Genomic DNA, 13,931 nt, shown 5'->3' on the forward strand with positions numbered 1-13,931 from the left:
AGGGCAGTTCACGCGTTATCCGCAGCCTTATCCGGGGCGGTCGGCAACGTGAACCCGGAGACCGAGCGCCGCAACTGGCTGGCCATTTTCGCCAGGTTGCCAATGCTGTCAGCGGTGGCGGTGGAGCCCGACGACGTCTGCGTCGTGATCTGCTGGATCACGTTCATCGTCAGGGAAATCTGCCCGGCCGATGACGTCTGCTGCTGCGCCGCGTTGGAAATGCTCTGAATCAGCGCCGCCAGGGTCTTGGAGACGCCTTCGATTTCTTCCAGGGCCACGCCGGCATCCTGCGCCAGACGTGCGCCACGCACCACTTCGGTGGTGGTTTGCTCCATGGAAATCACGGCTTCGTTGGTGTCCGTTTGAATCGCCCGCACCAGGGTTTCAATCTGCCGGGTGGCGGCGGATGAGCGCTCGGCGAGGCGCTGGACTTCATCGGCCACCACCGCAAAACCGCGGCCGGCATCACCGGCCATGGACGCCTGGATCGCGGCGTTGAGCGCGAGGATGTTGGTCTGGTCGGCGATGTCGTCGATCAGGCTGACGATGTCACCGATTTCCTGGGACGACTCGCCCAGCCGCTTGATCCGTTTGGCGGTGTCCTGAATCTGCTCACGAATGTTGTCCATGCCGTGGATGGTGTTATGCACCACTTCATTGCCCTTGTTGGCAATTTCCACCGAGCGCTCTGCCACCGCCGAGGATTCGGCCGCGTTGGCCGAAACCTGATCGATGGACTGGGCCATCTCGTTGATCGCGGCAGACGCTTCGCAAATCTGCTGCGCCTGATGCTCCGAGGCCTGCGCCAAGTGCATGGCGGTGGCCTGGGTTTCCTGCACGGCGGCGGCCACCTGGCCGGCGGTGAGGTTGATGGTCGTCACCAGGTCGCGCAATTGGTCCACGGAATAGTTGATCGAGTCGGCGATGGTGCCGGTGAAGTCTTCGGTCACCGATGCCGTCACGGTCAGGTCGCCGTCGGCCAGGTCTTCGATTTCGTCCAGCAGGCGCATGATCGCGTTCTGGTTACGTTCATTCTTCTCGGCGGTTTCCTGAAGCTGGCGATTGGTTTCACGGACCATGACCAGGCCGATGAGGATGATCGACATCAGCGCCAGCAGGCCCAACACGTAGCCGCCAATGGTATCGGTGGTGCGCCCGCCGGCCAGGTTTTCAAACCCGGTGGCCAGGTGCGAGGCTTCGTCGAGCAAGGTTTGCGACAGGCCGAAAATGTTGGTCGCCGACTCGCGAACCTTGAATAACTCCGGCGAGGTTTCGAGGATTTCATCCACGGAGCCGGAGACGAATTGAAACAGCTCGGCAATCTCGGTCAAACGAGCGCGGGCATCACGGTCTTCAACCTGGCTGATTTTCAGCGCCGGGTTGCCTTGTAGCATGCCATTGAGCACCAGGCCGAAGCGTGCAGCATCACGACCGAAAGCGTCAGCGGCCTGCTGTGCGTTTTCGTCGCCGGCCAGCACCGTGTTCACCGCGCCGAGAATGCGTTCGGCCAATAGCGATTGGCGCTGGGCCATCACCACCTGCGCCGCCGGGGCGCCACGCTGAAGCAGGATTTCGACAACTTTTTCGTACTCGACCTGCAACTGCGGCACCGTTTCGGCGAGGGTCGCGGCGACTTGGTGCAGGGACAGCACGGTTTGCTCGCTGGACAGAATCGCGTCGGTGTTTTTCAGCAAGCGCTCCCAGTCCAACTGCACGGCGCGCATTTCCGGGCGCATGGTGGACGGTGCCGGCGGCAGCCCCGTGGCCGCGTCACCTTTTTTCAGGTAACCCCAGCGCTGGGCGAAATCGTTGCGTGCATCGCTCAACAATTTGAACGCGGCAGACTTGCCGGCAGCCGCTTCTGTGGCGTTCTTGGCAATACGCTGCGACAGCACGCGCAGCTCGCCAGCATGACCGATGTACTGTTTGTCGTAGGTGGCCTGGGTATTGAGGTAAGCAAAGTTGGCGAACAGCAGCATGATGAAAATAATCAGCGCGATAAATAACACGATGATCTGCGAGCGGCTGCGCGATCCTTCCATTGGCTTGCTTGTCTTGGCTTTTATCATCGGTCCCCGCCTGTTAACCCACACCCTTGTGAAACCTGCCAGGAAACCTGTGTGAGCTGGCTTGCCTGCGATACAGGCCCGCCCGGTGCCACACACGCCCTGTGCCGACAAGGGTCTCGCATTTACACCGCGACGTTCATGAATCCTTGCGACTGCGCCAACGAGAACGGGCTTAACACTTGCCAGCTCTGCTCGCGCTGAAAGCACCCGTTGACGAACGCCGCCGCTGGACCGAAGGCGTTTACCGGCTCCAGACTGTCCCGAGCAAAGTGCTGCAAACCGTAGACTTCATCGACCATCAAACCGGCAAACACGTCTTTGAACTCCACCACCAGCACCCGCCGTTGCTTACGCACCGCTTGCAGCTCATGGCCGAGTTCGTCACCGAGGAACGCACTCACATCCATCACCGGCAACAAGCGCCCCCGCAGGTTGGCCACACCCTTGACCCAGGGTTTGACTCCGGGCAACGGGGTGAGCCGTGGCTCGTGCAACACCTCGCTGACTTCACCCATGGGCGCGACGTACCAGTGTTCGCCAAGGCGAAAGCCGATACCGCTCCAGCGGTCTTGGCGGATCGATTGCGACGGCAAGTCTGCCGCCAACAGACGACAACGCTGGTCAATCTGCAGCAGCAGTTCGAAAGCCGTCAGCGACTCGCTCATGGCCGCACGATCAACCGGCCAACACGTTGTTCAGGGTTTTAATCAGGGTTTCTTCGTCGACCGGCTTGGTCAGGTAATCCTTGGCGCCCTGGCGCGTGCCCCAGACCTTGTCGGTTTCCTGATCCTTGGTGGTGATGATAATCACCGGGATGTGTCCGGTTTCCGGGTCTTTGGTCAACTGACGGGTCGCCTGAAAACCATTCAGGCCAGGCATGACGATGTCCATCAGCACCGCATCGGGTTTTTCCTGACGGGCCAGGGCCACGCCGTCGGCACCGTTTTCGGCTTTCAATACTTCATGACCGTGCTTTTCCAGCATGCCGGTCAGTTTGTACATTTCAGTCGGCGAATCATCGACGATCAGAATACGTGCCATGCTCTTCCCCATTCTTCTTGTCGACGCCGGGCCCGTTGGCCGAGCGTCAAGGTGCGTGTCCTACTGCGGCAAAACGGCGGTAAAGCCCGGTACATGGGCCTTGATCGCGTTCAACAGTTCGTCCTTGCTGAAAGGCTTGGTCAGAAACTGATCGGAACCGACGATTCGTCCCTTGGCCTTGTCGAACAGTCCGTCCTTGGACGACAGCATAATCACTGGCGTGGACTTGAACGCACTGTTGTTTTTGATTAACGCGCAGGTCTGATAGCCATCCAGGCGCGGCATCATGATGTCGACGAAGATAATGCCGGGTTGGTTGTCGGCAATCTTGGCCAGGGCATCGAAGCCATCGATGGCCGTGATGACTTCGCAGCCTACGTTTTTCAACAGCGTTTCGGCAGTGCGGCGAATCGTCTTCGAATCGTCGATTACCATGACCTTCAAGGCGCTGGAATGCTGTTCCATAAATGCTTTACCGTCGCCTTTGCGAATCAATTTGTCCGTTTGCGAGTGACCGACGGCTCGAAACCCTTGATGTTCAAGGGCCAGCACGACATGGCAGCCTTTTTAGCACAGTCTCCAAAACCAATCTATCGGCCGACCTGCGCAGTGGTTTTTCCTTGACCGGGAACACACTCAGCGCCACTCTGACGCCACTTTTTAACAGCCCTTTCCCAACCAATTTCGAGGAAAACCCCATGAGCGTTCGCGTCGGGATTGTCATGGATCCTATTGCCGGCATCTCCTATAAAAAGGATAGCTCGCTGGCCATGCTGCTGGCCGCACAGAAGCGCGGCTGGGAACTGTTCTATATGGAACAGCGCGATTTGTATCAGGGCGAAGGTGAAGCCCGTGCGCGGATGCGGCCACTGAAAGTGTTCGCCAACCCGGAAAAATGGTTTGAGCTGGAAGCCGAAACCGACGCCTTGCTGAGCGATCTGGACGTGATCCTGATGCGCAAGGATCCGCCTTTCGACATGGAATTCGTCTACTCCACTTACCTGCTGGAGCAAGCCGAGCGCGCCGGCGTGCTGGTGGTCAACAAGCCGCAGAGCCTGCGTGACTGCAACGAAAAGCTGTTCGCCACCTTATTCCCTCAATGCACGCCACCCACAGTGGTCAGCCGCCGCGCCGACGTGCTGCGTGAATTCGCTGCCAAACACGGTGACGTGATCCTCAAGCCGCTGGACGGTATGGGCGGCACTTCGATCTTCCGTCACCGCGCCGGCGACCCGAACCTCTCGGTGATCCTCGAAACCCTGACGGCACTCGGCACTCAGCAGATCATGGGGCAGGCGTACCTGCCGGCGATCAAGGACGGCGACAAGCGCATCCTGATGATCGACGGCGAACCCGTGGATTACTGCCTGGCACGCATCCCCGCTGCGGGCGAAACACGTGGCAACCTGGCCGCGGGTGGTCGTGGCGAAGCGCGCCCTCTGACCGATAAGGATCGCTGGATCGCGGCCCAGGTGGGCCCAACGCTGCGCGAGAAAGGCCTGCTGTTCGTCGGTCTTGACGTCATCGGTGAGCACCTGACAGAAATCAATGTCACCAGCCCGACCTGCATTCGCGAGATTGATAATGCATTTGGTACCGACATCGGTGGCCTGCTGATGGATGCAATCGACAAGAAGCTCAACGCCCGCTGATAGAGAACACCGTGGCGGTTGACGTTTGGGAGTAAGCCGCCACGGCTACTACCAGACGTCAACAGAGCCTCAGGGGCGCCCGACATTGCGCTATCATCCGCGGCCTGTGAAAAACGTGATGTTGGTTTTCTTGTCATGACAGTTCCGTCCGATCTGCCCCCCGAACTCGCCCACCGTGGTGTGCGCCCGGCCGATCGCCTCGGTTTTACCCTGTTGCTCGCGGCGCTGATTCACCTGGCCTTGCTGTTGGGCGTCGGTTTCACGATGGTCGAACCCAAACAGATCAGCAAAACCCTGGAAATCACCCTCGCCACCTTCAAAAGCGAAACCAAGCCGAAAAAAGCTGATTTCCTCGCCCAAGAAAATCAGCAAGGCAGCGGAACCCTGGACAAAAAGGCGATTCCCAAGACCACCGAGATCGCACCGTTTCAGGACAACAAGGTGCAGAAAGTCACGCCACCGCCCGCCGCCAAGCCTGAAGTGCAAGCAGCGGCCCCCAAGGCTGCCGTGACCACTATTGCGCCGAAGCCGAAAAAGGCCGAAGCCAAGACTGAAGCGCCCAAAACAGAAGCCAAACCCAAGGTCGCTGCGCCGACGTTTGACAGCTCGCAGTTGTCCAGCGACATCGCCAGCCTGGAAGCGGAACTCGCCAACGAACAACAGCTGTACGCCAAGCGCCCACGTATCCACCGCTTGAGCGCGGCGTCGACCATGCGTGACAAAGGCGCCTGGTACAAAGACGACTGGCGCAAGAAAGTCGAGCGCATCGGTAACCTCAATTACCCCGACGAAGCACGGCGCAAGCAGATCTACGGCAATTTGCGGCTTATGGTCTCGATCAACAGCGACGGCTCGCTGTTTGAAGTGCTGGTGCTGGAGTCCTCCGGCCAGCCGTTGCTGGATCAGGCGGCACAGCGAATCGTCAGGCTGGCAGCACCGTTTGCACCGTTTACCGGGGATTTGTCGGATGTCGATCGGCTGGAAATCATCCGCACATGGAAGTTTGCGCGTGGGGACACGCTCTCCAGCAACTGACCAGCGCAAATTTCCCCTGATGGGAGCGGGCCTGCTCGCGCCTGTATTTGATCTCGGTTGATTACAGGTTGGGGGCACTTGCGGTGCATCCCCGACTTGTCAGTTCGCCCCTCCAACGCCACACTAGCGCTCATGAAAAACGTCAGCCCCAGCTACCTCAAGCATCAATTCCTGATTGCCATGCCGCACATGGCCGACCCAAACTTTGCGCACACCTTGACCTACATCGTCGAGCACACGGCCAATGGTGCCATGGGGCTGGTGGTCAACCGGGCGCAAGAATTGAGCCTGGCCGACATCCTCGAACAACTGCGCCCAGACATTGAACCGCCACTGCTCTGCCAGCACGTGCCGATCTTTACCGGGGGCCCGGTGCAGACTGACCGTGGTTTTGTCCTGCACCCCTCGGGGCAACGCTATCAGGCGACCGTTGATCTGGAGGGCGAACTGTCGCTGTCCACCTCCCAGGACGTGCTGTTTGCCATCGCCGACGGCGTCGGGCCGGGCAAAAGCCTGATTGCACTCGGTTACGCCGGTTGGGAAGCCGGGCAACTGGAGGCCGAGCTGACCGACAACGCCTGGCTAACCTGCCCTTACGACGCCGACATTCTGTTCAACACCAGCAGCGAATTGCGCCTGGAAGCAGCCGCTCGGCACTTGGGCGTCAATCTCAGTTTGCTGACCAGCCAGGCAGGGCACGCCTGATGGCTCTTCGTTTGATTTTGGGTTTTGACTACGGCACCAAGCAGATCGGCGTGGCGGTGGGCCAGGTGATTACCGGCCAGGCCCGCGAGCTGTGTACGCTGAAAGCACAAAACGGTATTCCCGACTGGAATCAGGTGGAAGCCCTGATCAAGGAGTGGAAACCCGACGCCGTGGTGGTTGGCCTGCCGTTGAACATGGACGGCACGCCGAGCGACATGTGCCTGCGCGCCGAGAAGTTCGCCCGCCGCCTCAACGGCCGCTACAACCTGCCCTTTTATACCCACGACGAGCGCCTGACCACGTTCGAAGCCAAAGGCGAGCGACGTGATCGTGGCGGGCAAAAAGGCAGTTACCGCGACAACCCGGTCGATGCCATCGCTGCCGCCCTGCTGCTGCAAGGCTGGCTCGACGAAAACACAGCACTGTTCCAATCCTGAAGCGCCGCCAAGGCGTCTCTCTAAGCGACACCCCGAGCCACACCCAGCGCCGCACCCGCAAAGCGGGCACGGGCCCAAGAAGGAGCAACCATGAGCCTGCCCAATCCCGCCGAACTGATCAGCCAGATGGCGATCCGTCTCACGGCACACCTGGAACACCGAGGCATCAGCGAACCGCGTTACATCGGTATTCACAGCGGCGGAGTCTGGGTCGCCCAGGCGTTGCTCGATGAATTGGGCAGCGACTCGCCCCTCGGTATCCTCGACGTGTCCTTTTACCGCGACGATTTCAGCCAGAACGGCCTGCACCCGCAAGTGCGCCCATCCGCGCTGCCTTTTGAAATCGAAGGCCAGCACCTGGTACTGATCGACGACGTATTGATGAGCGGTCGGACCATCCGCGCCGCGATGAATGAACTGTTCGACTACGGCCGTCCCGCCAGCGTAACGCTGGTCTGCCTGCTCGATCTGGACGCCGGCGAGCTGCCGATCCGCCCGAACGTGGTCGGCGCAACCCTGTCGCTGGCCGCTCACGAACGGGTGAAACTGTCCGGGCCGTCGCCGCTTGAACTAGAACTGCAAGACCTCGCCCTTTAATTCGCCCTATTGAGAGTCCCCCTCGCGATGACGCCTCTAGAAACCAAGCGCCCGCTGCAGCTCAATGATCAGGGCCAGCTGCGCCACTTCCTCTCGCTCGACGGTTTGCGCCGCGAGTTGCTGACGGAAATCCTCGACACTGCCGACTCGTTTCTCGAGGTCGGCGCCCGGGCGGTGAAGAAAGTCCCGTTGCTGCGCGGCAAGACCGTGTGCAACGTGTTCTTCGAGAACTCCACCCGCACCCGCACCACCTTTGAGCTTGCAGCTCAGCGGCTGTCGGCGGACGTGATCACCCTGAACGTGTCCACATCGTCGGCGAGCAAGGGCGAAACCCTGCTCGACACCCTGCGCAACCTCGAAGCGATGGCTGCCGACATGTTCGTCGTGCGTCACGGCGACTCCGGCGCCGCCCACTTCATCGCCGAACACGTGTGCCCGCAAGTGGCAATTATCAACGGCGGCGACGGCCGTCACGCCCACCCGACCCAGGGCATGCTCGACATGCTCACCATCCGCCGGCACAAGGGCGGGTTCGAAAACCTTTCGGTGGCCATCGTCGGCGACATCCTGCACTCGCGGGTGGCGCGCTCGAACATGCTGGCGCTGAAGACCCTCGGTTGCCCGGACATTCGCGTGATCGCGCCTAAAACCCTGCTGCCCATTGGTATCGAGCAATACGGCGTGAAGGTCTACACCGACATGACCGAAGGCCTGAAGGACGTCGACGTGGTGATCATGCTGCGCCTGCAACGCGAACGCATGACCGGCGGCCTGCTACCGAGCGAAGGCGAGTTCTATCGCCTGTTCGGCCTGACCACTGCGCGCCTGGCCGGGGCCAAACCGGATTGCATCGTCATGCACCCAGGGCCGATCAACCGAGGGGTGGAAATTGAGTCGGCCGTGGCCGACGGCCCGCACTCGGTGATCCTCAATCAGGTCACCTACGGCATCGCCATTCGTATGGCCGTGCTGTCGATGGCCATGAGCGGGCAGACTGCCCAGCGCCAATTCGAGCAAGGCCAATTCGAACAGGAGAACGCCCAGTGAAGCTCAGCATTCTCGGCGCACGCGTCATCGATCCGGCCAGCGGCCTGGACACAGTCACCGACATTCATATCGAAGCCTGCAAGATCGTCGGCCTCGGCGCCGCACCCGCCGGTTTTGTCGCCATCGACACCCTGGACGCCACAGGCTTGGTGGCCGCCCCAGGACTGGTTGACCTGAACGTCGCCCTGCGCGAGCCGGGTTACAGCCGTAAAGGCTCAATTGCCAGTGAAACTCGCGCGGCGGCGGCCGGCGGCGTGACCAGCTTGTGCTGCCCGCCAAAAACCAAACCGGTGCTGGACACCTCGGCCGTGGCCGAATTGATCCTCGACCGCGCCCGCGAGGCCGGCAACACCAAAGTGTTCCCGATTGGCGCCCTGAGCAAAGGCCTGGAAGGCGAACAGCTTGCCGAGCTGGTCGCCCTGCGCGACGCCGGCTGCGTGGCCTTCGGCAACGGTCTGGAGAGCTTTCGCAATACCCGCACCCTGTGCCGGGCGCTGGAATACGCGGCGACGTTTGACCTGACGGTGATTTTCAACTCGCAAGATCATGATCTGGCCGAAGGTGGCCTGGCCCACGAAGGCCCGACCGCCAGCTTCCTCGGTTTACCGGGGATTCCTGAAACCGCCGAAACCGTGGCCCTGGCCCGTGATCTGCTGCTGGTCGAGCAAAGCGGCGTGCGTGCGCACTTCAGCCAACTCACCAGTGCTCGCGGTGTCGCCCTGATTGCTCAGGCACAGGCGCGCGGGCTGCCGGTAACCGCTGATGTCGCCCTGTACCAACTGATCCTGACTGACGAAGCCCTGATCGGCTTCAACAGCCTTTATCACGTCCAGCCGCCGCTGCGCACCCGCGCCGACCGCGAAGGCCTGCGCGCAGCAGTGAAGTCCGGAGTGGTCTCCGTGATTTCCAGCCATCACCAGCCTCATGAGCGGGACGCAAAACTCGCCCCGTTCGGCGCCACCGAGCCAGGCATCAGCAGTGTTGAACTGCTGCTACCACTGGCCATGACGCTGGTCGAAGACGGTTTACTGGACCTGCCGACCTTGCTGGCGCGCTTGAGCGCCGGGCCTGCCGAGGCGTTGCGCCTGCCGGCTGGAAAATTGGCGGTAGGCGGGCCGGCAGACATCGTGCTGTTCGATCCGACGGCCTCGACCGTGGCCGGTGAAACCTGGCGTTCCAAAGGCGAGAACTGCCCGTTTCTCGGCCACAGTTTGCCGAGCGTAGTGCGTTACACCTTGGTCGATGGGCGGATTAGTCACCAGGCTTAAAACCGCGTCACCCCATCGCGAGCAGGCTCCCACAAGGACGCATCAGTCCTGCGGGAGCGAGTCGGCTCGCGATGGTTTATTGGAAAGCGCCGCGATTCTGGGCGTTACGCTCAGAAATCTGATCATTGAGCGTCCAGAAGTCATACAGCACCCCGACAAAGAACAACCCGCCCGTCACCAGGTACAGCAACCCACTGATCCACTTCCCCTGATACATCCGGTGTACGCCGAGCACCCCAAGGAATGTCAGCAGAATCCACGCAACGGTGTATTCGATCGGCCCGCAAGTGAACCGCAGGTCAGCCTCACGGTCCATTGCCGGAATCAGGAACACGTCGATCAGCCAGCCAATACCGAACAAGCCGAACGTAAAAAACCAGAGCGTCCCGGTCACCGGCTTACCGTAATAAAAACGATGAGCACCGGTAAAACCAAAAATCCACAGCAAGTAGCCAATCACTTTGCTGTGTGTGCTTTGTTGTACGGCAGGATGTTGATAGGTGTTCATTGATGACCTCGTTTCACACGATAGATAAATATTGTTGAATTCTTTGTGACTTTTTTACAGGCGTCCGACGTGTGGCAAATGTTACCTTGCCTCCTGTCAAAGCCTTGTAACACCTGACTTCTGTCCGACAATTGCTTCTAACTGCCGCTTCTTTGCCGCAGTTGACCGCCAGGTTGAATCGACCAACGGCCTCGGAAGGGACAAAAAAGCTGTTATAAAGTTGCGCGCTAACCTATATGAGCCTTGCCTAATGCGTCCATTTTTCAAGACATGGCTAACCATTTGCCTATTAATGCCACTGGCCGCCCACGCCACCAATCGTGAGCAACGTCTTCCAAACGTTAACGGTTTCACCCCAAAATCCCATGTTTCGGCTCCTACGAGCAAAAACAAGCAAAGCGCCAAACACACCACCCATTTGGCTCACGCCAATAACAAGCTGGTGCCGCCGATGGCGACCAAGCAAAGCAGCAATGTGCTGAGCCGTGCGGTCAACGCCCTCGGTACTCCATACCGTTGGGGCGGCAGCAGCCCAAGTAAAGGGTTCGACTGCAGTGGTTTGGTGAAATATGCGTTTAACGACGCCACGTTCAACCTGCCACGCACCTCCAGCGCCATGGCCAGCGGTCATGGGCAGAAAGTCGAGCGCAAGGATCTGAAGCCGGGCGACCTGATTTTCTTCAACATCAAGAGCCGGCAGGTGAATCACGTTGCCATTTACCTGGGCAACGACCGCTTTATCCACGCACCGCGTCGTGGCAAGTCGGTGACCATCGACACACTGAAGAAACCGTATTGGGAAAGCCATTACGTGGTTGCCAAGCGGGTTCTGCCAAAAGAACCGCACCAGATGCGCGTTGTTCAGCGCTGATCTCTAGCGTTTGATCACTCCCACGCGCTGCGTGGAAGTGATTGACTGCTTGTCAGAAGTTATCCGGCGAGCGCGCCTTCTCCCGTGCGTGCTCGCGGCTGACCAACCCCTTGGTCACCAACTCCTTCAAACACATGTCCAACGTCTGCATCCCCAAGTTCCCCCCGGTCTGAATCGACGAGTACATCTGCGCCACCTTGTCTTCGCGGATCAGGTTACGGATCGCCGAGGTGCCGAGCATGATTTCGTGCGCCGCAATCCGACCGCCACCGATCTTCTTGACCAGCGTCTGCGACACCACCGCCAGCAACGATTCGGACAGCATCGAGCGCACCATGGACTTCTCGTCACCCGGAAACACGTCGACCACACGATCGATGGTTTTCGCCGCCGACGTGGTGTGCAGCGTGCCGAATACCAGATGCCCCGTCTCGGCGGCGGTCAATGCCAGGCGAATGGTTTCGAGATCCCTCATCTCTCCCACCAGAATCACATCCGGGTCTTCGCGCAGGGCCGAACGCAGGGCGGTGGCAAAACTGCGGGTATCGCGGTGAACTTCGCGCTGATTGATCAGGCATTTACGCGATTCGTGGACGAATTCAATCGGGTCTTCAATCGTAAGAATGTGGTGATGGCGATTGTTGTTGAGGTAATCAATCATCGCCGCCAGGGTCGTGGACTTGCCGGAGCCGGTAGGCCCCGTTACCAACACCAGGCCCCGAGGCGAATCGGTAATCTTGCGGAACACGTCGCCCATGCCCAGGTCGTCCATGTTCAAGACCTTTGACGGAATGGTACGAAACACCGCGCCAGCACCGCGATTCTGGTTGAACGCGTTGACCCGAAAGCGCGCGACACCGGGCACTTCGAAGGAAAAGTCGGTTTCCAGGTGTTTCTCGTAGTCCACCCGCTGGGTGTCGTTCATGATGTCGTAGATCAGCTCATGCACCTGTTTGTGGTCCAGGGCCGGCAGGTTGATACGCCGCACATCCCCGTCCACACGAATCATCGGTGGCAGGCCGGCAGACAGGTGCAGGTCGGACGCGCCCTGTTTGGCGCTGAAAGCCAGCAACTCAGTGATATCCATAGCGCTCCTCAATTCCAGTAGAATGCCGCGAACCTTCAGACCGCTGGCGCCTCTTGATGTCCACGATAGCAGACAACATCGCACGGGTTAGTTCGCGTATTCACGCTGCCGCCATCGCCGCACAGCGCGACGAGCACAACGTTCAGCTTTTGGCCGTGAGCAAGACCAAGCCCGCCCAAGCTCTGCGTGAAGCTCACGCCGCCGGCATTTGCGACTTTGGCGAGAACTATCTGCAAGAAGCCTTGACCAAACAGCTTGAATTGGCTGACCTGCCCTTGATCTGGCACTTCATCGGCCCCATTCAATCGAACAAGACGCGGGCTATCGCCGAACATTTCGCCTGGGTGCACTCTGTGGATCGTTTGAAAATCGCACAACGCCTTTCCGAGCAACGTCCCGCTGATTTGCCGCCGCTGAACATCTGCATCCAGGTCAACGTCAGCGGTGAGGCCAGCAAGTCCGGCTGCACCCCGGCTGATCTGCCGGCCCTGGCCAACGCCATCAGCGCCCTGCCGCGAATCAAACTGCGCGGGTTGATGGCGATTCCCGAGCCGACTGAAGATCGGGTCGCTCAGGACGCCGCGTTCGCCGCCGTGCAGCGCCTGCAAGCCAGCCTGAACCTGCCGCTCGACACTCTCTCCATGGGCATGAGCCACGACCTTGAGTCGGCCATCGCCATGGGCGCCACTTGGGTCCGCATCGGTACGGCCCTGTTTGGCGCCCGCGACTACGGCCAGCCGCCAATGGCTGACTCACTTATCCATAAGGACCTGACATGAGCAAGACTCGCATTGCCTTTATCGGTGCCGGCAACATGGCCGCCAGCCTGATCGGCGGCCTGCGCGCCAAAGGTCTGGACGCAGCGCAGATCCGCGCCAGCGATCCGGGCGCTGAAACCCGTGCTCGCGTTAACGCTGAACACGGCATCGACGTATTCGCCGACAACGCCGACGCCATTCTTGACGCCGACGTCGTTGTACTGGCGGTCAAGCCACAGGCGATGAAAGCGGTGTGCGAAGCCATTCGCCCAAGCCTGAAACCGAATCAACTGGTGGTGTCCATTGCTGCCGGCATTACTTGCGCCAGCCTGAACAACTGGCTCGGCGCCCAGCCGATCGTGCGCTGCATGCCCAACACCCCGGCGCTGCTGCGTCAGGGCGTGAGCGGTTTGTTCGCCACGGCCCACGTGAGCGCCGAGCAACGCCAACAGGCGCAAGACCTGCTGTCGGCTGTCGGCGTCGCCTTGTGGCTGAATGAAGAACAGCAGTTGGATGCGGTCACCGCCGTCTCTGGCAGCGGTCCGGCGTATTTCTTCCTGCTGATCGAAGCCATGACCGCAGCCGGCGTCAAGCTCGGCCTGCCGGCCGACATCGCCGCCCAACTGACCCTGCAAACCGCACTCGGCGCTGCGCACATGGCGGTCGCCAGCGATGTCGACGCGGCCGAATTGCGCCACCGCGTCACCTCGCCGGCGGGCACCACGGAAGCGGCCATCAAGTCGTTCCAGGCTGGCGGCTTCGAAGCGCTGGTAGAAAAAGCACTCACCGCCGCCGCACACCGCTCCGCCGAAATGGCCGAACAACTTGGTCGCTAATCAGTTCTTACGAAGGAATC

16 protein-coding genes are annotated in these 13,931 nt (G+C 60.3%); 10 read left to right on the forward strand and 6 right to left on the reverse strand.

Translation table 11 applies throughout. From position 1 onward, the window contains the following. Positions 1-8: 8 nt before the first annotated feature. From RHM68_RS23820 to pilG, 4 genes are all read right to left on the reverse strand, one after another. A complete protein-coding gene (locus RHM68_RS23820) occupies positions 9-2,069 on the reverse strand; it encodes a methyl-accepting chemotaxis protein (protein ID WP_416195214.1) in 2,061 nt (686 codons plus the stop codon). A 122-nt stretch (positions 2,070-2,191) separates the two neighbouring features. Then, complete coding sequence (locus RHM68_RS23825) at positions 2,192-2,734, reverse strand: chemotaxis protein CheW (protein WP_322219447.1); 543 nt, start codon at positions 2,732-2,734, stop codon at positions 2,192-2,194. Between the two features lie 10 nt (positions 2,735-2,744). After that, positions 2,745-3,110, reverse strand: coding sequence for a twitching motility response regulator PilH (pilH, locus tag RHM68_RS23830; RefSeq protein WP_008068134.1), 366 nt, complete (start codon positions 3,108-3,110; stop codon positions 2,745-2,747). A 60-nt stretch (positions 3,111-3,170) separates the two neighbouring features. Continuing rightward, positions 3,171-3,575 carry a twitching motility response regulator PilG gene (pilG, locus tag RHM68_RS23835; RefSeq protein ID WP_322223924.1) on the reverse strand — a complete coding sequence of 135 codons (405 nt, stop codon included), beginning with the start codon at positions 3,573-3,575 and terminating at the stop codon, positions 3,171-3,173. A 233-nt stretch (positions 3,576-3,808) separates the two neighbouring features. Here pilG and gshB point away from each other — a divergent pair, with 233 nt between their 5' ends. The 7 genes from gshB (at position 3,809) to RHM68_RS23870 (ending at position 9,851) form a co-directional block, all read left to right on the forward strand. Next, entirely contained in the window at positions 3,809-4,762 is a 954-nt protein-coding gene (gshB, locus tag RHM68_RS23840; protein WP_322219448.1) for a glutathione synthase, read from the forward strand. Between the two features lie 135 nt (positions 4,763-4,897). Beyond that, positions 4,898-5,797 (forward strand): energy transducer TonB, encoded by a 900-nt coding sequence (locus RHM68_RS23845; protein WP_322219449.1) that lies wholly within the window; start codon positions 4,898-4,900, stop codon positions 5,795-5,797. Positions 5,798-5,929: 132 nt separating this feature from the next. Continuing rightward, complete coding sequence (locus tag RHM68_RS23850; RefSeq protein WP_322219450.1) at positions 5,930-6,502, forward strand: YqgE/AlgH family protein; 573 nt, start codon at positions 5,930-5,932, stop codon at positions 6,500-6,502. Further along, positions 6,502-6,939, forward strand: coding sequence for a Holliday junction resolvase RuvX (ruvX, locus tag RHM68_RS23855; protein WP_322219451.1), 438 nt, complete (start codon positions 6,502-6,504; stop codon positions 6,937-6,939). The genes RHM68_RS23850 and ruvX overlap by 1 nt, the downstream gene beginning before the upstream one ends. A gap of 90 nt (positions 6,940-7,029) precedes the next feature. After that, positions 7,030-7,536, forward strand: coding sequence for a bifunctional pyr operon transcriptional regulator/uracil phosphoribosyltransferase PyrR (pyrR, locus tag RHM68_RS23860; RefSeq protein ID WP_322219452.1), 507 nt, complete (start codon positions 7,030-7,032; stop codon positions 7,534-7,536). 27 nt (positions 7,537-7,563) lie between these two features. After that, on the forward strand, positions 7,564-8,583 hold the full coding sequence (locus RHM68_RS23865) for an aspartate carbamoyltransferase catalytic subunit (RefSeq protein WP_322219453.1): 1,020 nt from the start codon (positions 7,564-7,566) through the stop codon (positions 8,581-8,583). Then, on the forward strand, positions 8,580-9,851 hold the full coding sequence (locus RHM68_RS23870) for a dihydroorotase (protein ID WP_322219454.1): 1,272 nt from the start codon (positions 8,580-8,582) through the stop codon (positions 9,849-9,851). Before RHM68_RS23865 ends, RHM68_RS23870 begins: the two co-directional genes overlap by 4 nt. Positions 9,852-9,927: 76 nt before the next feature. On the opposite strand, the gene RHM68_RS23875 is transcribed toward RHM68_RS23870, so the two are convergent. Further along, on the reverse strand, positions 9,928-10,359 hold the full coding sequence (locus RHM68_RS23875; RefSeq protein WP_322219455.1) for a TM2 domain-containing protein: 432 nt from the start codon (positions 10,357-10,359) through the stop codon (positions 9,928-9,930). 250 nt (positions 10,360-10,609) lie between these two features. Here RHM68_RS23875 and RHM68_RS23880 point away from each other — a divergent pair, with 250 nt between their 5' ends. Next, complete coding sequence (locus RHM68_RS23880) at positions 10,610-11,230, forward strand: C40 family peptidase (protein ID WP_322219456.1); 621 nt, start codon at positions 10,610-10,612, stop codon at positions 11,228-11,230. Between the two features lie 52 nt (positions 11,231-11,282). Here RHM68_RS23880 and RHM68_RS23885 read toward each other — a convergent pair whose 3' ends face one another. Next, on the reverse strand, positions 11,283-12,317 hold the full coding sequence (locus RHM68_RS23885) for a type IV pilus twitching motility protein PilT (protein WP_322219457.1): 1,035 nt from the start codon (positions 12,315-12,317) through the stop codon (positions 11,283-11,285). A 56-nt stretch (positions 12,318-12,373) separates the two neighbouring features. On the opposite strand from RHM68_RS23885, the gene RHM68_RS23890 reads away from it, so the two are divergent. Both RHM68_RS23890 and proC read left to right on the forward strand, forming a co-directional pair. After that, complete coding sequence (locus tag RHM68_RS23890; RefSeq protein ID WP_322219458.1) at positions 12,374-13,096, forward strand: YggS family pyridoxal phosphate-dependent enzyme; 723 nt, start codon at positions 12,374-12,376, stop codon at positions 13,094-13,096. After that, positions 13,093-13,911, forward strand: coding sequence for a pyrroline-5-carboxylate reductase (gene proC, locus RHM68_RS23895; protein ID WP_322219459.1), 819 nt, complete (start codon positions 13,093-13,095; stop codon positions 13,909-13,911). The genes RHM68_RS23890 and proC overlap by 4 nt, the downstream gene beginning before the upstream one ends. The last annotated feature ends 20 nt before the right edge of the window (positions 13,912-13,931 follow it).

Origin of the sequence: Pseudomonas sp. DC1.2 (assembly GCF_034351645.1) — a bacterium.
Classification (GTDB): Bacteria; Pseudomonadota; Gammaproteobacteria; order Pseudomonadales; family Pseudomonadaceae; genus Aquipseudomonas.